Here is a 25965-nt window from a genome sequence, read left to right on the forward strand (position 1 = left end):
GAACGAGCGAGCACGCCGAGGATGCCGGCCACCGGCCGTGGCCAACTGGGGCACCAACACTAACCTTCAGTGAACGGCAGCTTTTGTAGTCGCTCGCCTACGGTCGCGTTCCGCTTCTCCGCCTGGCGCAGGCGCACAAGTTCGCGGTTGCGCCGTTCCCCGAGGACTGCCCCGATGTAGTCTTCGGGGATGGTTCCGGAGGGCGGGGGAGGGGCCACGTATTTGGCCAGTTCGGAGGCGATGGCCGTGGCCATGTTGACCCGGGATGCCGGGGCCATGAGGTAGGCCTGCTGCACGAAGGTACCGGCCCTTCGTGCAGTGGCGTCCGGGACCCTGCCGATGTCCGCCATGGCGGCCCAGGCCTGGAGGTAGTGCGGTGCCACGGGCATGATGCGCGGTTTTGAGGGTACCCTCTGGCGGAGCGAATAGGTGCCGGCCACGATGTCGCCGAGGCGCTTGGATTTGTCGTTGAACAGTGCCACGCCGATCGCGAGGCCGCCGAAGGTCAGATAGATCTCAAGGACACCAAGCAGCCCCCGGATGACGGCGTGCCGGAAGCGGATGGAACCGCCGTCGTCGCGCACTATGCGAAGTCCTGTTGCGAGCTTTCCCAGGGATCGTCCGCGGGTGAGGGTTTCCACGGCAACGGGAACAATGACGATGGAGAACACAACGCTGCTGAGGATCAGTGCACGGATCGCGGCGTCGTCGAGGTCCTCCGAAGCCATGCTGATGAGGATGATCAGGAGTATCGCGAGGGCTACCTGGGAGATGACGTCGAGGATGAGGCCCAGCGCGCGGGCAGCAAAGGATGCCGGTCGCAGCTCGAGGACCACTGCCTCGCCTGTAATGATTGAACTCATGCCAGCCCCCATGCCTCGCAAACGCTGCGGGCGCTTGGCGTGCCCGCATCACCGAGTCTAGCGGCGGGACCCACCCCGTGCGTGGACTCAGGCGCTAGGGTGGTGCCGTGGACATCGACGCCTTCTCGGCCGTACATGGGGACAAATGGTCCAGGCTTCATTTTCTTGCGCATAAGCGCCGTCTCACGGGAGCCGAAGCCGATGAGCTGTTGCGGCTCTATCAGACGGTGTCAGGGCATTTGTCCCTGATCCGCTCAGTGGCTCCGGAGACAGCGTTGTCCGCCACGCTGTCCGCAGGGCTGGCGCAGGCCCGGACCCGGTTCACCGGGGCGCGCTCGAATTTCATGGAGGACCTGGCCCGGTTCTTCGTCATCGCCTTGCCCGCGGCGTTCTACCGGATCCGCTGGTTGACCGTATGGTGCGGACTGGCTTTCGTGGTGGTGGCAGGGGCGTACGCCCTGTGGATTGGAACGTCGGCGGAGGCTCTGAGGGCCGTGGGCAGTGATGCCAGGATCCAGCAGTACGTGGACGAAGACTTCATTGATTACTACTCGGAGAACCCGGCTGCCTCGTTTGCCGGCGCCGTGTGGACCAACAACGCCTGGATTTCTGCCCAGGCCGTGGCATTCGGAGTCACCGGATTCTGGGTGCCGTACATCCTGTTCATGAACGCCCAAGGCCTGGGCATCGCCGCGGGCCTCTTCCTGGCGACGGGGAAGATGGACGTCTTCTTCAGCTACATCCTTCCGCACGGTCTGATGGAACTGACTGCAGTGTTCATCGCCTGCGCAGCGGGCCTCAAAATCTTCTGGGCCATGGTGCGGCCCGGGCCCCGCACACGGCTGCAGGCTGTGGCTGACGAGGGGCGTTCCCTGATCACGATTGCGCTTGGGTTGGTATTGGTCCTGCTGGTTTCCGGCATGGTGGAAGGATTCGTGACGCCCAGTCCGCTGCCCGTGTGGGCGAAGATCACCATCGGTGCCTTGGTTCTGGCCGCGTATTGGGTCTACACGTTGGTGCTCGGTGGCAGGGCGGCCCGGACCGGTGTTACCGGGGACCTGGACGCGAACGACGCCGGATATCGCAGCATCGCTGCGTAGACCTTACAGTTACGTTTCGATCTGGGCGCAGCCGGGGTGGCACAGCGTGTCGGCGGAAGGCCGGGCGGTAGGCTCGAATGCAGACAAGAGAGCCGGCAGTACGCATTCGCCGGTGGATGCCTACGGAAGTGAAACCGCTGTGAGCGACAAGAGCCCAAAACCACAAGAACCGGACACGGACGTCCACGAGGACCCCAACGAACCGGCCTTCGACTGGATGAAGCCGAAGACCTCCGGTGGTGCCTCTGCGGCGGCTCCCGCCACGACGGCTACGCCTACGCCAACGCCGGGTAAAGCGGAGCCGGCATCAGCGACGACGCCTTCCACCACGGGGGCTGCTCCCACTACCGTGACGCCGGCAGGCGGTCAGCCTGAAAGCCGCGCCGACCGGAAAGCTGCAGAAGCGGCCGACGTCGAGCCCGAACCCCCGCTGTTCGCTGACACTCTTGCGGGCAACTCCGCTGAGAAGCAGGCGTCGCACTATTCGGAACCTTTGCCGACGTCGGCCCTTCAGGTCCGACCCCCGGAGGACGAAGTAGCGCGACGCAACGCGGAACGCGAGCAAGCCGCAAAGGTAAAGCCAATCGGACCGCGCGTTTTCCAGGTCCTGTTGGCCGTCTTCTACCCGGTGATCCTCCTGGTGCTCGCCGTCCGGGCGGTCACCAGCCCCCTGTTCCTGTGGGTGGAGTACAACCGGCCGGGTTTCCCGGGTGACGGCTACGGGTTCAGCACCGATGACCGTATGACGTACGGCTCGTACGCCGTGGACTACCTCAGCAACTGGGCGGGTCCCCGTTACCTGGGTGGCTTGGTCCACCAAGACGGTGCCAAGCTCTTCAAGGACAGCGAAGTGGCGCACATGGCTGACGTCAAGCTGGTCATCCTGTCGTCCTTCGGTGCAGGGCTGCTGCTCATCATCCTGAGCATCATCGCCATCCTGTACCTGCGAAAGCGCAGCAACGGCGGAATCCGTCGAGGCCTCTTTGCCGGATCCATCGTCACGCTGGTCATCATCATTGGCCTCGCTGTCCTGGCGGCACTGAGCTGGCAGCAGTTCTTCACCGAGTTCCACCGGATCTTCTTCGCCAACGGCACTTGGACGTTCTCGTTGGAAGACACCCTCATCCGGCTCTTCCCGGGACAGTTCTGGGTAGACGCAGGCATCGTCATCGGCGCCTTGGTGTTCCTAGTAGCTACAGTGACGTTCATCTTCACGTGGCCCACCAAGCGGCGTCGGGGTGCTGACACAACGGTTGATCAAGCCCAGGTCTCGGACAATGACGCTGCCACAGATGATGCCGACAACCTCGGCAGAGAATCAGCTGACTCCAAGCGCTAGCGGAGTTGGCTCCCCGGCGTACTCCGGGGCGTCAGAACACGAACGAGCTGCTCAGGGCGGTCTGTGCTGGCGACGACGACCCTCCCGTTCTTCATTTCAATGTTGATTTCGGGCCCTCCGACCAAATAGCCGACCATTCCAGGACCCATGATGCGATATCCATATCCGCTGGCCCCGGCAGTGTTGTCGGTGGTGACAGCGGCAATATCAGCCCTGGACAGTGTCCGTTTGAAAACGTCGCAGAAGACGATCACGACGCGGTGTTCGTCCACCCTGACGGTGACGCTCATGAACGCGATGAATGAACCAGCCGCGGTGGTCAGCGGTGCCGGTTGTACTAGGTGGTGATTCGAGCCGGCCTAGGTGGTGCCGTTACTTCGCGTAGAGCTTCTCCACGAGAGCCGGGAAGTCGTTGACCACGGCGGCCCGCTTCAGTTTGAGCGACGGCGTCAAGTGCCCGGAATCGACGCTGAGCTCGGCGGTGATGAACGCGAACTTCCGGATGGACTCGGCCGCGGAGACGAGCTTGTTGGCCTCATCCACTGCGGACTGAACGGCCGCTTTCACACGGTCGTCGCCGGCCGCTTCGGCAGGTGACAAATCACCGATCTTGTTCTCGGCGCACCAGTCGGCAAGTCCCTCGGGGTCCAGGCTCACCAGTGCAGCGACGAAGGGACGGCCGTCCCCCACCACCACGGCCTGGCCCACCAGAGGGTGCTCGCGGAGCTTCTCCTCAAGAGGTGCGGGGGCCACGTTCTTGCCACCGGCAGTGACCAGGAGGTCCTTCTTCCTGCCCGTGATGGTGAGGAAGCCGTCGGCGTCGAGTTCGCCGAGGTCGCCGGTACGGAAAAAGCCATCAACAAACGCAGCCTCGGTGGCCGCTTCATTGGCGTGGTACCCCTTGAAAACACCGATGCCTTTGACCAGTACCTCGCCGTCCCGGGCCACCCGGATGGTGGTGCCGGGAAGGGGAATCCCGACCGTACCGATACGGGTCATGCTGGGAGTGTTGACGGTGCAAGGCGCAGTGGTCTCCGTCAGCCCGTAGCCCTCCAGTACAGGAACGCCGGCACCATGGAAGAAATGGTTGTCACGGAGGCTCAGGGGACTGGCACCGGAAACCGTGTAGCCCACATCGCCGCCGAAAACCTCGCGCACCTTGGGATAGAGAAGCTTGTTGAACGCGGCGTGCTTCATGCCCAAAAGCCACCCCGGACCGGGTCCCTGCCCACGCGCGGCGAGGTCCACCGCCGTCGAATATTCCACAGCGGTTGCTGACGCTGCGGAGAAGAGCGCCGACTTTCCGCTCATGGCGGCTTTGTGGCCGGCACCGGCGTAGACCTTTTCAAAGATGCGCGGCACGGCGAGCAGGAAGGTGGGCTTGAAAGTACTGAGGTCTGCAATCAGTCCACTGGCGCCCGCGCTGTGACCGAGCGTGATCCCCGCGGTGAGGCACACCACTTGGACGGCCCTGGCGAGGACGTGAGCCAACGGCAGGAACATCAGCGTCCGCGCCCCCTGCTGCATCAGCAGCTCGGGGAGGAACGGGATGACGTTCAGTGCCACCAGGACAAAGTTGCCGTGGGTGATTTCGCAGCCTTTGGGCTTGCCGGTGGTTCCGGAGGTGTAGACGATCGAGGCGATGTCGGAGAGATTCGCTGCGCTGCGCTGGCGCTCCAGCTCGGCGTCCATGATGCCGACCCCGACGGCGGAGACGCTGGTCAGGTTGGGGGCGTCGCCGTCGTGCTCCATCCGCATGATCGCCACGGGATCGTCCCCGAGTGCGTTGGACCGGTTCACCAAGGCGTGCACCAGGTCGGCTTTGGCCGTGTCTTCCACGAAGATGCGCCGGGCGCCCGAATCGGCCAGGATCCACTCGATTTGGCTCGGGGACGACGTCTCGTAGATGGGCACTGTCACGCCGCCGGCCATCCAAATGGCGAAGTCCACCAACGTCCACTCGAAACTGGACCGGGAGAGGACCGCTACGGGGTCGCCAGGGTTGAGGCCTCCAGCGATCAGTCCCTTGGCGAGGGCAGTGACATCTGCAAGGAACCTGGCCGCGGAAACATTCAGCCAACCGTTCGCCGTCTTGTGGGCGTACAGGATGCCGAACGGATCCTTGGCGCAGCGTTCCAGGAGGAGGTCGGTCACGTTGGTGTCAGGGTGGGCCTCGACCAGAAGCTCCGTGCTGGCTTCCCTCACTGCTTGCCTCCTAGATCCACGATGGCATCCACATTCTCATCCGCCACTCCTGGTAGCTGATCACATCCGCGGTCAGGACCGGATAGAAGAACGCTGTTGCCAGGACCGCCAGGACAAGGATCAGGCCCACTACATACAGCCCGGACCGTCGCCGCCAGGGAGGATCAGTGCTGCGGCCGAGCACCAAGCCCAGGACGTAGGTCAGGCCAAGCACCAGGAACGGTTCGAAGGACACAGCGTAGAAGATGAACATGGTGCGTTCCGGATACATGAACCACGGAAGGTAGCCGGCGGCGACTCCGGCGAGGATGGCACCTGCCCGCCAATCCCGCCTGCCGGCCCACCAGAACAACAGGATGACCAAGGCGATGGTCCCGCCCCACCACACCACCGGATTACCCACCGGCAGGATGGCCGAGGAACAGGTCTCCACCACGCAGCCCGGAGTGCCCTGCTTTGGTGTTTGGTAGTAGAACGAGGTAGGCCGGCCCATGAGGAGCCAGGTCCACGGGCTGGACTCATACGGGTGGTCCGAGCTGAGGCCTTGATGGAATTTGTATGCCTCGAGGTGGTAGTGCGCCAGGGACCGCACGGAGTTGGGCAGCCAATCCCAACCCGCGGAGGGGTTCGTGGCGGCCCATTGGCGATAGTAGGCGTCCTTGGACAGGAACCACCCCGTCCACGTAGCCGCATAGGTCAAAGCCGCCACCGGAATGATGGTGACGAAGGCCAAGAGGCCGTCCTTGAGAATGCCGGCGCTGAACCAGCTGCGGATGCCGGCAATGCGCCGGGCGTTCAGGTCCCACAGGACCGTCATCAGGCCGAAGGCGGCCACGAAGAACAACGCTGACCATTTGGTTCCCACAGCCAGACCAAGGCAGATCCCGGCAACCAGGCGCCACCAGCGCATTCCGAGCCAGGGGCCGGCCACCAGTTGCGTGGGGGATGGTCGGCCCCGCGGCGAAGCAGCCGCCTGCGCGGCGAGGCGGGAAGCCAGACGACGGCGGCCGTCGTCGCGGTCCAACAGCAGGGCGCCGAAGGCGGCGAGGATCCAGAATGCGAGGAAGACGTCCAGCAAAGCCGTCCTGGAGAGCACCAGGTGGTGGCCGTCAATGGCGAGCAGGAGCCCGGCAACGGCGCCGAGGGTGTGCGAACGGAAGAGCTTCAAAGCGATGAGGGAGACGAGGAAAACGGTCAGGGTCCCCGTCAGTGCTGCACCGAAGCGCCAACCGAAAGGATTGTCACCGCCGAACAGCCACATGCCAAAGGTGATCATCCACTTGCCCACAGGCGGATGCACAACGTACTCCGGGGTGTTGAGCAGGACGTTCGGGTTGCCGGCATTGAAGGAGTCATTGGCGTTGGCGGGCCAGCTGCGCTCGTAGCCGCTCAGCAAATAGGAATAGGCGTCCTTGACGTAGTACGTCTCATCGAACACCAGGCTGTGCGGAGCATCCAACCGGAAGAACCGGAGAATGCCGCCCAGCACGGCAGTGATGGTGGGAATCAGCCAAAACCAGAGTCGCAACGAGGCCGGGTAGTCACGCCAGCTCTGGATCCCGCCGATCAGGCGCTCCCTGAGAGCCTGCGCTGTGTAAGCCTCGGTTGGCCGGGCGATCCACCGGTGGTGTTCAATCCCTCGGCCAGGGAGGGGCGTTGCCCCGGTGTCGTCCAATGCTGTGGTCCGCCGCGATCGCGTCACGTCCCCCGTGGGCGGGGCAGATGGTTGCCCGCCGCTGCCTGCGGCAGCTGGCGCATCGGATCCACCGGTTGCAGGGGACGCCACAGGGGTTCCGGAAGCGGTGGCAGGAACGGGCGACTGGTTCACCCGCCCATGCTACCTTTCCATCCTTGCCGCAGCGTTGAGGTGCGGTGTTGGAGGCACCGCGGCATTAGGCTTGGCAGGTGGACGAACAGCGCAGCACCCCGGATGAGGCTCCCTTCAGCGACGACCTGGACGAGGCAGTTCCTGCTGCCGGTGCCGGCGCAACTCCGGGTGTAGGCAGGATTGTGCTGGCAGCCACCCCGATCGGCAACGTGGGCGATGCATCGTCCCGGCTGATTGAGCTTCTGGCCACCGCGGACATTGTTGCCGCTGAGGACACCCGGCGTTTGCACCGGCTGGTGACGTCCCTGGGCGTTGAGGTCTCCGGACGGGTCATCAGCTACCACGAGCACAACGAGGTGGCCAAGACCGGCGAACTGCTGGACCATGTTCGCGCCGGAAAGACCATCCTCATGGTCAGCGACGCTGGAATGCCCGCCGTCTCGGACCCCGGGTTCCGCTTGGTGGAGGGCGCTGTTGCTGCGGGCCTGACCGTCACGGCCGTCCCGGGCCCGTCTGCCGTGCTGACAGCCCTGGCACTCTCCGGGCTTCCCACCGACCGTTTCTGTTTTGAAGGATTCCTGCCACGTAAATCGGGGGAGCGGAACTCACGCCTCGCCGACCTCGCAGACGAGCGCCGCACCATGGTCTTCTTCGAGGCCCCGCACCGGCTTGAAGTGATGCTCCGGGCACTGCGCGAGCGGTTTGGAGCCGAGCGCCGTGTGGCTGTGTGCCGTGAACTGACCAAGACGTACGAGGAAGTCATTCGCGGAACGCTGCGCGAACTGCTGGAGTGGGCAGAGAACAACGAAGTCCGCGGCGAAATTGCGGTGGTGGTGGGTGGTGCGCCTGAACAGGAGCCCGGTAAACCCGAGGACCACGTGGCAGCGGTGAACGAACTCATTTCCCAAGGCATCCGCCTGAAGGAAGCCGTGGCAGCAGTGGCTGACGATGCCCGCGTCAGCAAGCGGGAGCTGTACTCGGCGGTACTCGCAGCCCGCTGATCCGCGCTGTGCAGCTGCACAATTTGGCGCCTGCATGGCAGTGCGTGAAGGCGTAGACACTCCTTCTCGCGGGGCAGTACCGTGGCAGTAATTCACGCCACTTCCGGCAACGAACCCCCGTGGTGCAATTCTCCAAAGCACCCAAGACGAAGGAGTCGCCATGACTGTCACGGTTGAACGCGAAAGCGAACTGCTGGCTTCCGTCCCCACCGGCCTGCTGATCAACGGTCAGTGGCGCCCGGCCGGATCCGGAAAGACCTTTGATGTTGAGGACCCGGCCACCGGCAAGGTCCTGCTCAGCATCTCCGACGCCGGCGCTGAAGACGGCGCTGCCGCCCTCGACGCCGCTGCTGCAGCCCAGGCCGATTGGGCACGCACTGCACCGCGCGAACGCGGCGAGATCCTGCGCCGGGCCTTTGAACTGGTCACCGAACGCGCCGAAGATTTCGCGCTGTTGATGACCCTGGAAATGGGCAAGCCCCTGGCCGAAGCCCGCGGTGAAGTTACCTACGGCGCCGAGTTCCTGCGCTGGTTCTCCGAAGAAGCGGTCCGCGTCTCCGGCCGCTACTCCGCAGCACCTGACGGCAAGAACCGCCTCCTCGTTCAGAAGAAGCCGGTGGGCCCCTGCCTGCTGATCACCCCGTGGAACTTCCCGCTGGCCATGGCCACCCGCAAGGTAGCCCCCGCCGTCGCGGCCGGCTGCACCATGGTGCTCAAGCCCGCCAACCTGACCCCGCTGACCAGCCTGCTCTTTGCACAGGTTATGCAGGAAGCCGGCCTCCCCGCAGGTGTCCTGAACGTCATCCAGACCTCCACCGCCGGTGCTGTCACCGGCCCGCTGATCAAGGATGACCGTCTCCGCAAGATCTCCTTCACCGGCTCCACCCCGGTGGGCCAGGCCCTGATCCGCGAAGCCGCAGACAAGGTCCTGCGTACCTCCATGGAACTGGGCGGCAACGCCCCGTTCGTCGTCTTCGAAGACGCCGACCTGGACAAGGCCGTTGAGGGCGCTATCGCCGCGAAGATGCGCAACATGGGCGAGGCCTGCACCGCAGCGAACCGCTTCATTGTGCACGAGTCCATCGCCGACTCCTTCGCGGAGAAGTTCGCCGCCAAGATCGGTTCCCTCACCACTGCCCGCGGCACTGAGCCCGAGTCCAAGGTGGGCCCGCTCATCGACGGCAAGGCCCGCGACGGCGTTCACGCCCTGGTATCCGAAGCCGTAGCAGGAGGTGCCACAGCCGTCACCGGTGGTGCCGCCGTCGAGGGTCCCGGCTACTTCTACCAGCCCACCGTGCTGAAAAACGTCGCAGCCGATGCCCGCATCCTCCAGGAAGAAATCTTCGGACCGGTAGCGCCGATCATCACCTTCTCCACCGAAGACGACGCCGTCCGGCTGGCCAACAACACCGAATACGGCCTGGTTGCCTACGTCTTCACCAAGGACCTCAACCGTGGCCTGCGCATCAGCGAACGCATCGAGACCGGCATGCTCGGCCTCAACGCCGGCGTCATCTCCAACGCAGCCGCACCGTTCGGTGGCGTCAAGCAGTCCGGCCTGGGCCGCGAAGGCGGATCCGAAGGCATCGAAGAGTACCTCTACACCCAGTACGTAGGTATCGCGGACCCGTACGCCGTCTAGGCCGTACTGGATCCCGTCCGCCGCTCTCGCAACAAGAACGGCTGAGACACGCAAGGGCCCGGCTCCTGGAACCACAAGTTCCGGGGGCCGGGCCCTTTGCTGTCGCGCTAGCGCCGTTGGGGAAGCACGCCGCGGAGCGTCCTCCACCACCGCGCGAGCCCGCGCCCAACAGCCGTAGCGAGCGACCCCACCGCCCGGAACGGCGCTCCGAGCGCGTGGACCCACCGGCGCATCATCGACGGCGGCAGCCAGTCCGCGCGGAAGCGCACCAGCCAGCGGGCGTTGTTCCGCAACGTTTCACGCACGACGGCGATACGCGTCGCCGCTGCTGGTGTCGCCACTGGTCCCACCTGGCGGCCATAACGCTGCCGTTCGAAGTCCGAGGTGAGCGAGGCAACCGCCACGTGGGCGGCGTCGTCCATTCCACCCGCTTCTCCGAGGGCGGCACTGGAGCGAAGCCTGGTGGAGAAGTGCCGCGGCGTTTCGCTGGGCGTCGAGGATAAACCGTAGTCCGTCGCCAGGTCCTGCAGTTCCGCCCAGGCCAGCTCCGGGGCCGGATCCTTGTAGCCGGGCTGCAAGGCGTCGGCCTCATCCGGGGGCTTTTGGTTCAGGCGACGCCGCCGCAGGATGGACCTGCTCAGCCGCGGAGACCACAGGAAGGCAAGCAACAACGCCACGGCGGCGGCGGCCCCGCCGATGACCGGCAGCGGGTTCACACTGGTGGAACCCGTCGCCGGGGTTTCCACGCCAGGAAGTGGAACAGGGGCCGGAGTGGCCGGGGCTGGTGTGGTCAGGACTTCTTTCTCGTCCGCATTGGTGCTGAGGTTGCTGGGAACAGAGGATTCCGTGGCGTACTCGGGAACCACGCCGCGCGAAGGAGTGGGCTCAAACGGAACCCAACCGAGTCCTTCGAAGTACAACTCGGGCCACGCGTGCGCATCCCGGGCGTCTACCTCGTACTCAGGGAAAGAACCTTGGCCGACCAACGCCACGGACTCGCCCGTGAGCCGGCCTGGTGCGTAGCCCACGGCGATGCGGCTCGGAATACCTTCAGCCCGGGCCATGACGGCCATCGCGGAGGAGAAATGGACACAGTAGCCGCTCTTCACGGCCAGGAAATCGGCCAGGACGGAGAGCCCATTGCCGTCATACCCGTTCTGCACGGGCGCCTGCAGCGAGTAGGTGAACTCCCCGGAGCGCAGGTACTTCTGGATGGCCAAGGCCTTGCCGTAATTGCTCCCCGCGGACGCCGTGACGGAATCGGCCGTTTGCCGCACGATGTCAGGCAGGTTGCCCGGAATCCGGAGGAAGTCCTCTGAAATGCCCTGCGGAGTTGCTGTGGCCTGGGACAGGGAGTCTGCCGTGATCTTTGGGGCGCCGGAAAACACCACATACCGTTGCGCGCGGGTAGTGGTCTCGGTGCTCATGATGCTCAAGGTCGCCGGATCCCAGGTCCAGCGCCCATTGAGGCCGTTCACCGATGCAGGCGCAAACGGGGCAGGGAGGTAGGGGCTGGTGAACAGGCCGGCATTCACGGACGTCACCGTGTTCACTACTTCGGCCTGGACGGAGTATCCGGTTTCAATCCTGTCGGCCCCCGCGCGCCGCTGGGCCGAGCGGTCGTCCGGGGCCCAGGTTTCGCCGTCGAAGTGGTCAATGGTGACGGACCTCAGGTACAGCGGCCCGCTGGCGCTCGTGGCGTAAGTAATGCGGCCCGATCCTGTGGGGCTCCGGAGGCTGTTGCCCAGGGTGATCATGGGATTGAGCCCGTTTGAAGTGCCCCACGGACTGAGCCGGGATCCTTGGGGGAAGGTCCCTGTCTCGAATCCCGGGATGGCCAGCGGAACCACCATGGTCAGGGCCAGCGCCAGGCCGCCTGTGACCAGTGAACGCCTGAACTGGCCGGCACCCCGCCCGGAACCGGACTGAAGCCTGGCGTCAGGGGCGAACCAGTGGCTGCATCCGAGAATCAGCAGATATCCCAGAGCAGCGCCGACGAAGCCTGCCATCCCCACGCTCTGGGGTTTGATGGTGGCTGGAACCACCATGACCGCGAGGAGCCCGATGCCGCTGGCCGCGGGCATCGCCAAGGGAACTGCCAACGCGTCGATCAAGATCACCAGGAGTCCCAGGCAGGCGCAAACGACGAACACGATTCCGGCGTTGGGCGCCACAGGGGCGCTTTCGGAGACCACCGTCTCGGCAGCACGCTTGATCAGGCGTCCGACGGCGGTGAAGGTCCCGGCCGTGGGGATGAAACCCGCCAGGCTTTCCTGCCGGAAGAACGTGAAGCTGAGAATCCCCGCGAGTGAGGCAAAGGAACCAAAGGTGGCCAACAGTGGCTGGGCCCGGAGTGCCCGAAGAAGAGCCAAGGTCAGCGCGACAACCAGCACCGTGGTGATCAGGGGCATGAACCAGGCCCAGCCCCTGAGGACGCCGTTCAAGGACAAGGCAGCGCCCAGAACGGCAACAACGATCGAGCCCGCCATGACCCAGGGGTAAGGCCCGGGCCCCGGGGTTTGCGGCCGCGAGGACCCGGAGGGCTTTTGGCCGGACGTTCCGCCGGGTTGGACCGGGGCAGGGGATCCGCGGTGGGAGGTGGCAGTCATCGGGGCACCGCCGCCCCACGACGGACGTCCATGGCTGATCCTGCCGCGGCCACGATTCCCCCTTCGTCAAAGGAGGACCAAGCAGCCGCCAGTTGGGTCCTGGACGTCACCACGGCCACGCGCCAACCGGCCAGGCGCAGGATCTCCAGGACGTCGTCATTGTTCCGGGCGGCGTCAGTGACCATCAGGGCGAAAGCATTGGCTCCGTAGGCTGCCGCGGGGGCCAGGGACTTGGCTTCAGCGGGAGTCAGCGTGCCCAGCAGCGCAAGAAGGGGGCCGCGAAGGCGGTGGGCAGCGAGCTTATCCATGAGCCGGTCATCGAAAACAGCATCGGCGGATTCCGAGGTAGCTGGACCCGTAGCGGTGTCTGCCCTGTGATGCTCCGCCCGGACATGCCGGGGACCGCTGAGTTCAATTGCGGCCAGTCCTTCAGCGATGGCCTGCAAGCCTCCGATGCCCGAGAACTCTTCGGTATCCGGCTCCGGCGCCGATCGCGAACGGATGAACGCCGGGCTCCCGAAAACATCCAGCACCCGCAACGAGTAATTCCACTCCGCCAGATGTGCCGCAATGGACATCGCTGCAGTCACCACCCATTCAAAGCCGGGGCTGGTGACCAAGTCGGAGTCCTCGTCATGGGCTCCGAACATGGAACCTGTTCCTGCGGCAAAAGCTGTGAAGCGCTGGTCCAGGATGAGGGTGGCTTCCGGGGTAGTCACCGATTCCTCCTGGCGGACCATCAGCTGTCCGTGGCGTGCCGTAGCCGCCCAATGCACGCGGCGCATGGGATCCCCGTGCCGGTACTCACGGGTCATGATGTCGTCGTCGCTGGGGTTGGCCCTGATGCGCGTGGCCGTCACGCCATCGTTGCCGCGCGCACCTGCAAGCCCGGTGACGGGAAGTTCTACGGCGGCCGGCGTCACGGTGAGGATGTCGCCGTCGTCGATGGCATGCCGCCGCAGCGACAAGCCGAACGGGTCACTGAACTCTGCCGTGACCGGGCCGATGCGGAACTGTCCGCGCTTGCCGGAGCGAAGATGGTATTCGTAACGGCTGGTGCCTCCGGACGCTGAGCGGGCCGGAAAACGGAACGCCGGTGGTTCGCCGAAGCGGGGAGGCAACTGCTCCTCCATGATCACGTGCCCCGTGGAAAACGAGGATCGGGCTACGGCCAAACGAACGGTGGTGGTGCTGGCAGTTTCCACGGTGGAAGGATTGAACTCCCGGTACACCTGGAATTTTGGCTTCAACACCCGGACCCCGGCGAGGGCCACCAGCGGCAGGACAAGCAACAAGACCGCGAGCGTCAGGAGATCCCGCCTGCCCATGACCCAGGCACACCCGAGCGAGACGGCTCCGGCCGCCAGCAATCCCCAGCCACGGTTGGTAAACAAGTGCTTGGGGAGCCGATCCACGAGCGCCATTCCTGCCTCCTAGGCGGTGTGCCTGTCCCTGCGCCACGCGTTGGGCGGTTCCTGGGCAACCGGCAGGGCCGCCAGGATGCCCCGAAGGATGCTCTGCGGCGTATCACCTGAGCTTGCCGCTTTGCGGTCCAGGATGATTCGGTGCGCAAGCACCGATTCGGCCACGTCCACGACGTCGTCCGGCAGCACAAAGTCCCGGCCGTCCAACGCCGCGGTTGCCTTGGCAGCACGCAACAGCTGCAACAGGGACCGTGGGCTGGCACCGAGGCGGAGGCGTGCGCTGTCGCGGGTAGCCCGCCCAATGGCCACTGTGTACTCCTTGATGGCCGTGGACACATACACCTGCTGGACGGCGGCGATCATGGCTGCCACGTCCGCGGCAGTGACCACGGGGGTCACTTTGGCCAGGGGAGAGGACGCCTGGTGCGTCTCCAGCATTTCGATCTCGGCTTCCTTGTCCGGATAGCCCATGGAAATCCTTGCCATGAAACGGTCGCGCTGGGCTTCGGGCAACGGGTAGGTGCCCTCCATCTCAATGGGGTTCTGGGTGGCGACCACCATGAAGGGCAGTCCCAGTTGATACGAATGCCCGTCAACGGTGACTTGATGCTCTTCCATGCACTCAAGAAGTGCGGACTGGGTCTTGGCCGAAGCCCGGTTGATTTCGTCGCCAATCACGATGTTCGCGAACACTGCGCCAGGCCGGAACTCAAATTGCCGGGACGACTGATTGTAGATGGAGACACCGGTGACATCGGAGGGCAGGAGATCCGGCGTGAACTGGATGCGTGAGACAGTACAGTCCACGGTCCGCGCGAGCGTCTTTGCCAGCAGGGTCTTGCCGACGCCGGGAACATCTTCCAGCAGGAGGTGGCCTTGGGCCAGTAGAACCGTCAACGCGAGTTTCGCGGCGTCGGCCTTGCCATCAATAACCTTGTTGATGGACCCCAGGATGCGTTCGCTGGCATCGTGGAACCGCTCCGCGTCCATGACCTGCGGCCTGTGTCCATTGAGTGCTGCACCATCCCGCGGCAGCGTACTGTAAGCCTCGCCCTGGAGCGGGGTAGGTTCAACGGATACTTGTCGCTTGGACTCCATGGATTGCCCTTCAGCCGTGGCCACTGCATCAGCAATCCTGATGATGTGTTGCTGTTGTTGACCGTCTGTCCGTTCCAGACTACCCAGACATTGGCCGCCGCTGACATAGTGCTCAGGAATTTATGTGCCGAGTGGAATTTATCTCTGCCGACCCGGCCGCTGCCTCAGGGGGACCGTGGTCCGATTAAGGTGGGAACATGTGTAATTCGCTCGCCCCTGCTGCGTACCGCGCGTCCTCCGAGGAAACAGAGTCCCGCAAGGAGTACCCGCCGGCACCGGAAGCCCTTCCCGTTCCCGTCATGGACAACCACACGCATCTGGATTTCCGGCACGGACTGATCGAGGTCTCGGTCCGGGACGCGATGGACTCGGCTGAGGCCGTCGGCGTGCACGGCGCTGTGCAGGTGGGCTGCGACCTGGAGTCGTCCCGCTTCACCGTGCAAGCAGTAGACGCGGATCCGCGCCTTCTCGGTGCCGTAGCAATCCATCCCAACGATGCCCCGGTGTACGCCGGTCGCGGCGAACTGGAGTCAGCGCTCGCCGAGATCGAAGAGCTGGCAGCCCACCCGCGGATCCGCGCCATCGGTGAAACAGGACTGGATTTCTTCCGGACCCACGGGGAAGGGTTGGTGGCCCAGCGGTACTCTTTCCGGCGCCACATCGACATCGCGAAACGGCTGGGACTGACCTTGCAGATCCACGACCGCGATGCCCACGACGACGTGGTGCAGGTGTTGATGGAGGAAGGAGCCCCGGAGCGTGTGGTGTTCCACTGTTTCTCCGGAGACGAAGAATTGGCCCGGATCTGCAACCAGAACGGGTGGTACATGTCATTTGCGGGCACCATGACGTTCAAGAATGCGGGAAACCTTCGCGCAGCGCTGGCCATCGCCGAGCCACAGCGGATCCTGGTGGAAACCGATTCGCCATTCTTGACGCCCCACCCGTACCGTGGCCGGCCGAACGCGAGCTACATGGTTCCCTACACGGTGCGGTCCATGGCGGAAGTGACAGGAGATGACCTCTCCGAGCTCTGTTCGCGCTTGGCGGAAAACACGCTTGAGGCCTACGGCTCGTGGGCCTAGGGTGCTCCTTCGATGGGCCTTTGACGTCCCCGGCATGAATACCCGGTATGCAGAAGTCTTGGTTGGTTTATAACGGATCGGTTACTGTGTTAAACAAGTAGCCGGGGTCGGGGAAGGCCTTCGGACAGCTGGGCCGGTTCATTCCGGCCTCCATCAGTTGAATGTAATTGGCGGCGCAGATGCCGGCAGCAAGTGTGGGACCAGGCTTTGTGCCTGGCCCCTCCGTTTTGCGGCTGGCATTATTTCTGTGCTTTTCCCCGTGCCCGGATGGTCTGAGAGTTATGGGCAATCGTGATCAAGTTCTTCACAACGGATGGCAAGTTCAGCTTCCTCAAAGTCGGTGCCCAGTTGCTGGTTGTTGCAGCACTGGTGGTCGGAGTTGTCGCCTTTGTGGGCAACAACAAGACAGTCACCCTCAACGTGGACGGCAAGGTAAGTTCCATCCAGACCTTCGGCGGCACTGTTGACCAGGTGGTCAAGGCAGCCAAGGTTGAGTTGAAGGACGCGGACCGGGTTTCGCCCGCCCTCGACGCCCGTGTGGATAACGGCTCCGTGGTCAACATCAACCTCGCGAAGGCGGTGTCCATTGAATTGGACGGCGCGCGCAAGACGGTGAACACGAACGCCCCCGACGTCGCCGCACTGGTGAGCGAACTTGGAGTGGCAAGCTCCTCCGAGGTCTCCCAGCCGAAGGAAGCATCGCTGGAAGTCACCGGTTCCTTCGTCTCCATCTCGACTCCCAAGACCATCAGTGTTGTAGCCGACGGCAAGGACACCAGCACCACCACGACGGCGGCAGACGTCGCCACCGTACTCAAGGACACCGGCATTACCGTCGGCGCCAACGACCGCATCTCCCAGCCTGGCAACGCGCCCATCGTCCAGGACATGGTGATCAAGGTCTCCCGCGTGGACACCAGCAAGACCGCCGAAGCCACTGAGGAAGTGCCCTTCGAAAGCGTGAAGACCGAAACCGCCGAACTGTTCAAGGGCGAAGAGAAGGTCACCCAGGAAGGCGTAGCCGGTTCCCTGGTCAAGAAGTTCAAGCTGGTCATGGTCGACGGACGCGAAGCATCACGCGCCCTCGTCTCAAGCGATGTCACCACCAAACCGGTCACCGAAAAGGTCAGCGTTGGCACCAAAGCCCGCCCCGTAGCAACTCCGGCCAAGGCAGCAGCAACGTCCAGCGGCCCCACCGGTGCCCCGAACGAAGGCATGTGGGACAGGATTGCCCAGTGTGAGTCCGGTGGAAACTGGTCCATCAACAGCGGCAACGGCTACTACGGCGGCCTTCAGTTCTCCAGCCCCACGTGGCTTGCCAACGGTGGCGGAGCCTACGCTCCCAACGCCAGCCTTGCCACCAAGGCGCAGCAGATTGATATCGCCAACCGCCTCTACGCCAAGAACGGCCTCCGCGACTGGGGCTGCGCCCACGCGGCCTGAGCCTCCACAGGCGATACGATACCTAGGTGACTGAACCGAATTCCGAACCCGCCGCCGTCGCGCCTTTGCTGGGCGCCACTGACATCCGACGGCTTGCCGAGGAAATCGGTGTACGCCCTACAAAGACCCTGGGGCAGAACTTTGTGATCGATGGCAACACCATCCGCAGGATTGTGGCGGCCGCCAATATCGACTCCAACGAAACCGTGCTGGAAGTCGGCCCTGGGCTTGGCTCGCTGACCCTTGGCTTGCTTGACGCAGCCAAGACTGTTGTGGCGGTGGAGATCGACCCCGTGTTGGCGGAGAAACTGCCGGCGACTGTGCGCGCCTGGCGGCCCGGAGCGGAAGACAACTTCCACTTGGTGCTTTCCGACGCCATGAAGGTCACCGAACTGCCCGTGCCTCCCACGGCCCTGGTAGCCAACCTGCCCTATAACGTCGCCGTACCAGTGGTGCTTCACCTCCTGCAACACTTCCCGAGCCTGCAGCACGGCCTGGTCATGGTCCAGGACGAGGTAGCTGACAGGCTTGCCGCGACGCCCGGGTCCAAGATCTACGGTGTTCCGTCGGTGAAGGCCGCTTGGTATGGCCACATGCGCAAGGCCGGTGTCATCGGCATGAACGTGTTCTGGCCTGCACCCAAGATCCATTCGGGACTCGTGGCTTTCACTCGCCACGATCCGCCCCAAACGCATGCCACCCGTGAGCAGGTCTTTGCCGTCATCGATGCCGCGTTTGCCCAACGCAGGAAGACCCTCCGGGCTGCACTGGCCGGCTGGGCCGGGAGCGCTGCCGAGGCCGAACGTTGCCTGGTTGCGGCCGGCGTTGACCCGACCGCGCGCGGCGAAGTCCTGGACATCTCCGCCTACGTTAAGATCGCCGAAGCCCGCCACCCCGTGGACGCATGAACCCGGGCACCCGCAAACCCAGCAGCCTCCCGTTCGTGGGGGACCGCTTCCATGCCCGGACCGTCCGGGTCAAAGCGCCCGGGAAGGTTAACGTCTCCCTGAGCGTCGGCCCGCTGCGGCCGGATGGCTATCATTCGGTGGCCAGCGTCTACCTTGCCGTTTCGCTCTATGAGGAAGTAGCGGCCACCAGTACCGAGACTGAGGGAATCACTGTCAGCATCAGCCCCGACAGCACGCTTGACCTTGACGGTGTGGACATTCCGCTGGATGAGCGGAATCTTGCCTACAAGGCCGCGGCCATCATGGCCGAAATGTCCGAGAAACCCACCGGCGTGCACCTTGAGATCACCAAGCGCGTGCCGGTGGCCGGTGGCATGGGCGGAGGGTCAGCGGACGCAGCGGCAACCCTGCTGGCCTGCGACGCCCTGTGGAACAGCGGGCTGTCCCGCGAGGAACTCGCGCATCTGGCGGCCGAATTGGGCGCAGACGTACCGTTCTCGCTCCTGGGAGGCACCGCCGTCGGGCTTGGCGTGGGCGACAAACTCTCCCCGGCCTTGGCGAAAGCCCAGATGGACTGGGTGCTGGTCTTTGCTGATTACGGGCTCTCGACACCTGACGTTTTCCGTACCCTTGACGGACTGCGCGATTCCGAGGGCGCGGACATCCCGGAACCCGTGGCCGTGGACCCCACCATTCTCCAAGCGCTCCGCCATGGAGACCCTGAGACCCTGAGCCGGGTGCTGATCAACGACCTCCAGAGGGCTTCCATCGCGTTGGCGCCACAACTCCGCGACACCATCGGACTGGGTGAAGCACGCGGTGCCTTGGCCGGAATGGTCTCCGGCTCCGGCCCCACCATCGCGCTGCTTGCCCGCGACTCCGTTTCAGCCAGGGTCCTCGCCGACGAGTTGACCCACCGCGGCCACACCGCCTTGGCAGTCCACGGCCCGGTGCCCGGCGCCCGGATCATCTCCGATACCCTCCTTTAGTACCTCCGCATTCCAGCAGTAGAAAGTAGTACCCATTGGCCCACCTGCTTGGCGGCGAAAACCTCACCGTTTCGTTCGCGACCCGCACTGTCCTCGACGGCGTCACCCTCGGTTTGGAGGATGGCGACCGCATCGGCATGGTGGGCCGTAATGGCGACGGCAAATCGACCCTTATGCGCCTGCTTGCCCTGCGCTCGACGCCGGACTCCGGACGAGTCACCAAACGGGGCGATGTCAACGTCGGCTACCTGGACCAAGGGGACGTGCTCGACGGCGACCTGACAGTGGGCGCCGCGATCGTCGGCGACCGTGCGGACCACGAATGGGCCGCCAACGCCAAGATCCGCGAAGTCATGGGCGGACTGGTGGGCGACGTCGACTGGCACGCCAACGTCCACGCCCTTTCTGGTGGGCAAAAGCGCCGTGTCGCGCTGGCTAAACTCCTCATCGAAGACCACGACGTCATCATGCTGGACGAACCCACCAACCACCTCGACGTCGAAGGCGTCGCCTGGCTGGCCCGGCACCTGAAGACGCGCTGGCGCGCCAACCAGGGCGCCTTCCTGGTGGTGACCCACGACCGCTGGTTCCTCGACGAAGTCTGCAATTACACCTGGGAAGTCCACGACGCCATGGTGGACATGTTCGACGGCGGATACGCCGCCTACGTTCTGGCCCGCGCCGAGCGTGACCGCATGGCATCCGTCGTCGAAGGTAAACGCCAGCAGCTCGTCAAAAAGGAACTGGCCTGGCTCAGGCGCGGCGCTCCTGCCCGAACGGCCAAGCCCAAATTCCGCATCGAAGCTGCCAACGACCTCATTGCCGACGTGCCCGATCCCCGCGACTCGGTGGCCCTCAGCAAGATGGCCACTGCCCGACTGGGCAAGGATGTGCTGGACCTTGAGAACATCACCCTTGACTTCTTGGGCGGCGAGACCGGGCAGAAGCTCTTTGACAACATCACGCTGCGGCTCGCACCGGGCGAACGACTCGGCCTGGTGGGTGTCAACGGTGCTGGGAAGTCCACGCTGCTGAAACTGCTCAACGGTGAAGTCCAGCCGAGCTCGGGCAAAGTCAAACGCGGGAAGACCGTGGTCACCGCCGTGCTCACCCAGGACGTCAAAGAGCTCGACGACGTCTCCGACCTGCGCGTCATTGAGGTCATCGAACGCGAAAAGCGGTCCTTCAGTGTGGGCGGCAAGGAATTCACCGCCGGCCAGCTGGTGGAACAACTGGGGTTCACCAAGGAAAAGCAATGGACACCCGTCAGCGACCTCTCCGGTGGTGAGCGCCGCAGGCTCCAACTCCTGCGTCTGCTGGTAGGGGAGCCCAACGTCCTCATGCTCGACGAACCCACCAACGACCTCGATACCGACACCCTGGCCGCCGTCGAAGACGTCCTGGACGGCTGGCCCGGAACGCTGGTGGTTGTCAGCCACGACCGTTACCTGCTGGAACGCGTCACCGACAACCAAATGGCGTTGCTCGGCGACGGCAAACTCCGCGGCCTGCCCGGCGGCGTAGACCAGTACCTCGAGCTGCGTGAAGCCGCACTGGCGTCCGGCGCCATTGGTGGGGGCTCCGGCGCACCTACCACTGCCAGCGGCTCTTCTTCCGCTGCTGCTCCGTCCGGTGCCAGCGAAGCGGAAAAACGCGAAGCCCGAAAGGACCTCAACAGGATCGACCGCCAACTCGGCAAGATCTCCCAGCAGGAGGAGAAGCTCCACACCCAGATGGCAGCGAAGTCCGAATCCGGCGACTTCGATGCCCTGGGCGAGCTCAACGCCAAGCTGCAGGAGTTGCTCGAGGAAAAGGAAGGGCTGGAGCTGGAGTGGTTGGAGGCCGCTGAAATCCTCGGAGAGTAGGGCGGGCCGCTGCTTTCGTGGTCCTTTAGCAGCGGCAGAGCGGCAGAGCGGCACAGCGGCACAGCGGCAGAGCGGCAGAGCGGCACGCATCCTCCGGGCGCTGGCTCGTTCCTCACCTTAACGCACGCTTCCGGATGCCTGCCGCTGACCGCCAATCACCAACGCTCTCTCACATCCCTCAGGTTTGTGGGCGACCGTCTCTCACATCCCTCGGGGTTTGTGGACGACCGTCTCTCACATCCCTCGGGGTTTGTGGGCGACCCTCCTGCACGTCCCTCGGGTTTGGGGTGGAAACTAATGCGCTGGTTCGTAGCCGATGAGCCAGCGGAGGCCGTGGCGGTCCACTACTTGACCGTCTGATGCACCCCAAGGCTTCGGTGCCAGTGGGTCCAGGATGCGGCCTCCGTCCGCCAGTTTGTCGAACCATGCGTGTAGAACTTCGGGTTCGGCAGCTCCGAGCAGCGAGAGCATGGCACCTTGAATTTTGACTGTCTTTTCACCGGTGGCAGCGTCAGAACCGAACAGAGAGACCGCACCACTGAGGACCCCATGGGCGATGGCGTCCGAAGGGCCGTCCGTGCGGTTGAATTCCTCAAAGCTGTACAAGGAAAGCTCCCCGCCGAAGATCTTCGCGTAGAAGCCCAGCGCCTCGCGGGCTGTCCCGGGAAAAGTGATGTAGAGCTGGGGTGCAGTCATGAGCTCATCCTACAAACTGGCCACCTGGGCACATGGCGCTGACGCGTCGACAACCCGCCTTCCCGTTGCAGCCCAACCACGACAGAGCCTTGACGGCCGAACCCGAGCCCACCTGGGAGGTGAGAGAGGGCTGGTTTTAAGGGCGTGGGAGGTGAGAGAGGGTTCGGTTCGAGGGCGTGGGAGGTGAGAGAGGGGTCGGTTTAGGGGCGTGGGATGTGAGAGAGCGTGCCCAAGCGACGGCGACGAGTGCTGGCGCCGCGGAGGTGACCACGGGCGGGACCTAGGCCTCGGAATGCGGCTAGGCCTCGGAACGCAGTCCGGGTTCCTTCTGCAACCCGGTGAGGCCGTTCCAGGCCAGGTTCACCAGGTGGGCGGCGACGGCGCGCTTGTCCGGTGTGCGGCTGTCGAGCCACCACTGGCCGGTCATCGCCACCATCCCCACCAGCATCTGCGCGTACATGGCACCGTCTGCGGCGCTGAACCCGCGGCGGGCGAATTCATCGGACAGCAGGTGCTCCACCCGGGCAGTGACGTGGGAGAGCAGCGTGGAGAAGGCACCTTCGGGTTGTGACGGCGGGGCATCCCGCATGAGAATCCTGAAACCGTCGGTGCGGTCTTCGATGTAGCCAAGGAGGGCCAGGGCTGCGCGTTCCACCAGTACCCGGGGTTTGGCTTCGGTGCTGAGCGCCTCGGTGATGGAGTCCAGAAGGATCCGGAATTCGGTCTCCACAACCTGCCGGTAGAGCCCCTCCTTGGAGCCGAAGTGCTCGTAGATGACGGGCTTGGAAACTCCCGCGGTGGCAGCGATCTCCTCGATGGTGGTGCCGTCCAGGCCGCGGGCAGCGAAGAGCGCGCGGCCAATGCCGATGAGCTGGGATTTGCGCTGCTGGCCGGTCATCCTGATGCGGACTGCGGGGCCAGTGGAAACCTGTTCCAAGGGCTCGGCGGTGTCCTCGGGCCGGGGGAGTTCAGTGCGCTTGCTCACGTGACCATCATGCCTTACGGACCGGTTGCGGGCCTGGCGCGGCGGGTCGGAAAGGGGTCCGGGGCGCGTCCCGGGGTGCGCCGGGGAAGGGGTGGTGGGCGGTCAAGTCGCGAAGCACGCAATGGTCATGGCAAACTAGATTCTTGTGTGTGCATCCCGGTAGCCCGGGAAACCGTCAGGCCCTGCTGCTTGATGGTGTGAATCATGCACGGTCCGCTCTGGTGTAATGGCAGCACCCCGGCCTTTGGAGCCGTGGAGTATAGGTTCGAATCCTATGGGCGGAACGGTCGGAAAATGCGCTCCTCTCTGTACCTGGAACGGCTCGAACGGTGCCTGGGTCCATTGGGATGGCAGCATTCCGAAGCCGGGTTACCCGGGACATACCGAGCAAGGAGAGCCAGTACGTGAGCCCCGAATCCACCGGTCCCGCAGCGGTCATAGTTTTGGCTGCAGGCGCTGGAACGCGCATGAAGTCCCGGACCCCCAAGATTCTCCACGAAATTGGCGGACGCTCCATGGTGGGCCACGCTCTCCTCGCAGCCCGTTCCATCACTCCGCTGAAGCTGGCACTTGTTGTCCGTCACGAGCGCGACCGCGTGGCCGAGCACGTCACCGGGCTGGATCCCGAAGCACTGATTGTTGACCAGGACGATGTCCCCGGTACGGGGCGCGCCGTGGAGGTGGCTCTCAAGGCCCTCGACGCCGCTGCTGAACTCACCGGCACCGTAGTAGTGACGTACGGCGATGTTCCGCTGCTGACGGGCGAACTGCTTGGGGAACTCGTTACGACCCATGAGGCCGAGGGCAACGCTGTCACGGTACTCACCGCGGTCCTGGACGACGCCACTGGCTATGGCCGGATCCTCCGCGCCGACGACGGAACTGTCACCGGCATCCGCGAGCACAAAGACGCCAGCGAGTCCGAGCGCAGCATCCGCGAGGTCAACTCCGGCATCTACGCCTTCGACGCCGCCGTGCTGCGTACCGCTTTGGCAAAGGTGACCACGGACAACGCCCAGGGCGAGATGTACCTGACTGACGTCCTGGGGTTGGCGCGCGACGCCGGTGGCCGGGTTGCCGCCGTCGTGACCGAAGACCGCTGGCAGGTTGAAGGCGCCAACGACCGCATCCAGTTGTCGGCGCTTGGCGCCGAGCACAACCGCCGCATCATCGACTCCTGGATGCGTGCCGGTGTGACCGTGGTGGACCCGACCACCACTTGGATCGATTCGACGGTGACCCTAGACGAAGACGTCCGTCTGCTGCCCAACACCCAACTTCACGGTTCCACCACGGTGGCGCGCGACGCCGTCGTCGGTCCTGACACCACCTTGACCGATGTCAACGTGGGCGAGGGCGCGAAGGTGATCCGCACGCATGGCTCCGGTTCCACCATTGGTGCCAAAGCAAGTGTTGGACCGTTCACTTACCTCCGCCCGGGCACGGTGTTGGGGGAGACCGGCAAGATCGGCGCGTTCTACGAAACCAAGAACGTGACCATCGGCCGCGGTTCCAAGCTGTCCCACCTGGGCTACGCCGGCGACGCGGAAATCGGTGAGGACACCAACATCGGCTGCGGCAACATCACGGCCAACTACGACGGCGAGAAGAAGCACCGCACGGTGATCGGCTCGGGCGTCCGCACCGGTTCCAACACGGTCTTCGTAGCTCCCGTGACTGTAGGTGACGGCGCCTACAGCGGCGCCGGTGCCGTCATCCGCAAGGATGTTCCCGCAGGCGCCCTCGCCCTCAGCCTGGCCGCACAGCGGAACGCCGAAGGTTGGGTCATTGCCAACCGTCCGGGTACAGCTTCCGCCACTCTGGCCGAAGCCGCCCAGGAACCGGCCGCCACCCCCACATCTTCACAATCCCCGGCAACCATAGAAGAAGGCAAATAGGCATGAGCGAAATTACCGCACACGGAGAGAAGAAGTTGATTCTCGCCGCCGGAAGGGCGCATCCGGAGCTGGCGCAGGAAATCGCGAAGGAGCTGGAGACTGAGCTCCTGCCCATCGACGCCTACGACTTCGCCAATGGGGAAATCTACGTCCGTTCGGCCGAGAGCGTGCGAGGCACCGATGCCTTCGTCATCCAGGCCCACCCGGCGCCGCTGAACAACTGGCTGATGGAGCAGTTGATCATGATCGACTCCCTCAAGCGCGCCTCTGCCAAGAGGATCACGGTTGTTTCGCCGTTCTACCCGTACTCCCGCCAGGACAAGAAGGGCCGCGGCCGCGAGCCCATCTCTGCCCGCCTGGTCGCCGACCTGTACAAGACCGCCGGCGCGGACCGCATCATGTCCGTGGACCTGCATACCTCGCAGATCCAGGGCTTCTTCGACGGTCCCGTTGACCACCTCATGGCCATCCCGCTGTTGGCTGACTACATTCGCACCAAGGTTGAGGCTGACAACATCACCGTTGTTTCCCCCGACACCGGCCGCGTCCGCGTTGCCGAGCAGTGGGCCGAGCGATTGGGCGGCGCCCCGCTGGCGTTCGTGCACAAGAGCCGCGACCTCACCGTTCCCAACCAGGCTGTCTCCAAGACTGTTGTTGGCCAGGTTGAGGGCCGCACCTGCGTCCTGATCGACGACATGATCGACACCGGTGGAACCATCTCCGGCGCTGTCCAGGTCCTGAAGAACGCCGGTGCCAAGGACGTCATCATCGCCTGCACCCACGCGGTCTTCTCCGACCCTGCCGCGCAGCGCCTGGCCGATTCCGGTGCCCGCGAAGTCGTGGTCACCAACACGCTGCCCATCCCGGCCGAGAAGCGCTTCCCGTCGTTGACGGTGTTGTCGATCGCACCGCTGATTGCACGCGCCATCCGTGAAGTGTTCGACGACGGTTCGGTCACCAGCCTCTTCGACGGCAAGGCATAAGAAT

The 25965-nt window shown here is 64.4% G+C and carries 20 protein-coding genes and 1 tRNA gene; 12 read left to right on the forward strand and 9 right to left on the reverse strand.

Annotated features, from left to right (window positions below; translation table 11 throughout):
- Positions 1-59: 59 nt before the first annotated feature.
- Positions 60-863 (reverse strand): RDD family protein, encoded by an 804-nt coding sequence (locus tag RQH14_RS10375; RefSeq protein WP_311213174.1) that lies wholly within the window; start codon positions 861-863, stop codon positions 60-62.
- 107 nt (positions 864-970) lie between these two features.
- Between RQH14_RS10375 and RQH14_RS10380 the strand changes: the two genes are divergently transcribed.
- Complete coding sequence (locus RQH14_RS10380; protein WP_311213175.1) at positions 971-1963, forward strand: stage II sporulation protein M; 993 nt, start codon at positions 971-973, stop codon at positions 1961-1963.
- Positions 1964-2102: 139 nt separating this feature from the next.
- Positions 2103-3302, forward strand: a complete 1200-nt coding sequence (locus RQH14_RS10385; RefSeq protein ID WP_311213176.1) for a TIGR01906 family membrane protein — start codon at positions 2103-2105, stop codon at positions 3300-3302.
- Here the strand turns inward: RQH14_RS10385 and RQH14_RS10390 are convergent.
- From RQH14_RS10390 to RQH14_RS10400, 3 genes are all read right to left on the reverse strand, one after another.
- Positions 3299-3592 carry a hypothetical protein gene (locus tag RQH14_RS10390; protein ID WP_311213177.1) on the reverse strand — a complete coding sequence of 98 codons (294 nt, stop codon included), beginning with the start codon at positions 3590-3592 and terminating at the stop codon, positions 3299-3301. The two genes, RQH14_RS10385 and RQH14_RS10390, sit on opposite strands and share 4 nt — an antisense overlap.
- Positions 3593-3674: 82 nt before the next feature.
- Entirely contained in the window at positions 3675-5507 is a 1833-nt protein-coding gene (locus tag RQH14_RS10395; protein ID WP_311213178.1) for an AMP-dependent synthetase/ligase, read from the reverse strand.
- A gap of 10 nt (positions 5508-5517) precedes the next feature.
- Complete coding sequence (locus RQH14_RS10400; protein ID WP_311213179.1) at positions 5518-7335, reverse strand: phospholipid carrier-dependent glycosyltransferase; 1818 nt, start codon at positions 7333-7335, stop codon at positions 5518-5520.
- Positions 7336-7460: 125 nt separating this feature from the next.
- Between RQH14_RS10400 and rsmI the strand changes: the two genes are divergently transcribed.
- Both rsmI and RQH14_RS10410 read left to right on the forward strand, forming a co-directional pair.
- Positions 7461-8336 (forward strand): 16S rRNA (cytidine(1402)-2'-O)-methyltransferase, encoded by an 876-nt coding sequence (gene rsmI / locus RQH14_RS10405; protein ID WP_311213232.1) that lies wholly within the window; start codon positions 7461-7463, stop codon positions 8334-8336.
- Between the two features lie 160 nt (positions 8337-8496).
- Entirely contained in the window at positions 8497-9978 is a 1482-nt protein-coding gene (locus tag RQH14_RS10410) for an NAD-dependent succinate-semialdehyde dehydrogenase (RefSeq protein ID WP_311213180.1), read from the forward strand.
- Positions 9979-10085: 107 nt separating this feature from the next.
- Here RQH14_RS10410 and RQH14_RS10415 read toward each other — a convergent pair whose 3' ends face one another.
- The 3 genes from RQH14_RS10415 to RQH14_RS10425 are packed head-to-tail and all read right to left on the reverse strand — an operon-like array spanning position 10086 to position 15109.
- The gene (locus RQH14_RS10415; protein WP_311213181.1) at positions 10086-12587 is read right to left on the reverse strand and encodes a DUF3488 and transglutaminase-like domain-containing protein; all 2502 of its coding nucleotides are present in this window, start codon (positions 12585-12587) and stop codon (positions 10086-10088) included.
- Entirely contained in the window at positions 12584-14011 is a 1428-nt protein-coding gene (locus RQH14_RS10420; RefSeq protein ID WP_311213182.1) for a DUF58 domain-containing protein, read from the reverse strand. Before RQH14_RS10420 ends, RQH14_RS10415 begins: the two co-directional genes overlap by 4 nt.
- A 9-nt stretch (positions 14012-14020) precedes the next feature.
- Positions 14021-15109: a MoxR family ATPase gene (locus tag RQH14_RS10425; RefSeq protein WP_311213183.1), complete on the reverse strand. Its 1089-nt coding sequence runs from the start codon at positions 15107-15109 to the stop codon at positions 14021-14023.
- A 197-nt stretch (positions 15110-15306) separates the two neighbouring features.
- Here RQH14_RS10425 and RQH14_RS10430 point away from each other — a divergent pair, with 197 nt between their 5' ends.
- The 5 genes from RQH14_RS10430 (at position 15307) to RQH14_RS10450 (ending at position 21399) form a co-directional block, all read left to right on the forward strand.
- Positions 15307-16194, forward strand: a complete 888-nt coding sequence (locus tag RQH14_RS10430; RefSeq protein WP_311213184.1) for a TatD family hydrolase — start codon at positions 15307-15309, stop codon at positions 16192-16194.
- A 291-nt stretch (positions 16195-16485) separates the two neighbouring features.
- A complete protein-coding gene (locus RQH14_RS10435; RefSeq protein ID WP_311213185.1) occupies positions 16486-17637 on the forward strand; it encodes a transglycosylase family protein in 1152 nt (383 codons plus the stop codon).
- Between the two features lie 26 nt (positions 17638-17663).
- A complete protein-coding gene (gene rsmA / locus RQH14_RS10440) occupies positions 17664-18545 on the forward strand; it encodes a 16S rRNA (adenine(1518)-N(6)/adenine(1519)-N(6))-dimethyltransferase RsmA (protein WP_311213186.1) in 882 nt (293 codons plus the stop codon).
- Positions 18542-19534, forward strand: a complete 993-nt coding sequence (locus tag RQH14_RS10445; RefSeq protein WP_311213187.1) for a 4-(cytidine 5'-diphospho)-2-C-methyl-D-erythritol kinase — start codon at positions 18542-18544, stop codon at positions 19532-19534. Before rsmA ends, RQH14_RS10445 begins: the two co-directional genes overlap by 4 nt.
- A 35-nt stretch (positions 19535-19569) precedes the next feature.
- Positions 19570-21399 carry an ABC-F family ATP-binding cassette domain-containing protein gene (locus RQH14_RS10450; protein ID WP_311213188.1) on the forward strand — a complete coding sequence of 610 codons (1830 nt, stop codon included), beginning with the start codon at positions 19570-19572 and terminating at the stop codon, positions 21397-21399.
- 294 nt (positions 21400-21693) lie between these two features.
- Here RQH14_RS10450 and RQH14_RS10455 read toward each other — a convergent pair whose 3' ends face one another.
- Both RQH14_RS10455 and RQH14_RS10460 read right to left on the reverse strand, forming a co-directional pair.
- Positions 21694-22095, reverse strand: a complete 402-nt coding sequence (locus RQH14_RS10455) for a VOC family protein (protein ID WP_311213189.1) — start codon at positions 22093-22095, stop codon at positions 21694-21696.
- 298 nt (positions 22096-22393) lie between these two features.
- Positions 22394-22993 (reverse strand): TetR/AcrR family transcriptional regulator, encoded by a 600-nt coding sequence (locus RQH14_RS10460; protein WP_311213233.1) that lies wholly within the window; start codon positions 22991-22993, stop codon positions 22394-22396.
- 299 nt (positions 22994-23292) lie between these two features.
- Between RQH14_RS10460 and RQH14_RS10465 the strand changes: the two genes are divergently transcribed.
- From RQH14_RS10465 to RQH14_RS10475, 3 genes are all read left to right on the forward strand, one after another.
- Positions 23293-23364: transfer RNA gene (locus RQH14_RS10465), tRNA-Gln, on the forward strand.
- Between the two features lie 120 nt (positions 23365-23484).
- Positions 23485-24978 carry a bifunctional UDP-N-acetylglucosamine diphosphorylase/glucosamine-1-phosphate N-acetyltransferase GlmU gene (glmU, locus tag RQH14_RS10470; RefSeq protein ID WP_311213190.1) on the forward strand — a complete coding sequence of 498 codons (1494 nt, stop codon included), beginning with the start codon at positions 23485-23487 and terminating at the stop codon, positions 24976-24978.
- 2 nt (positions 24979-24980) lie between these two features.
- Complete coding sequence (locus RQH14_RS10475) at positions 24981-25961, forward strand: ribose-phosphate diphosphokinase (RefSeq protein ID WP_011774071.1); 981 nt, start codon at positions 24981-24983, stop codon at positions 25959-25961.
- Positions 25962-25965: the final 4 nt, after the last annotated feature.

Source organism: Arthrobacter sp. WCS2018Hpa-7 (assembly GCF_031843805.1).
Taxonomy (GTDB): domain Bacteria; phylum Actinomycetota; class Actinomycetes; order Actinomycetales; family Micrococcaceae; genus Arthrobacter.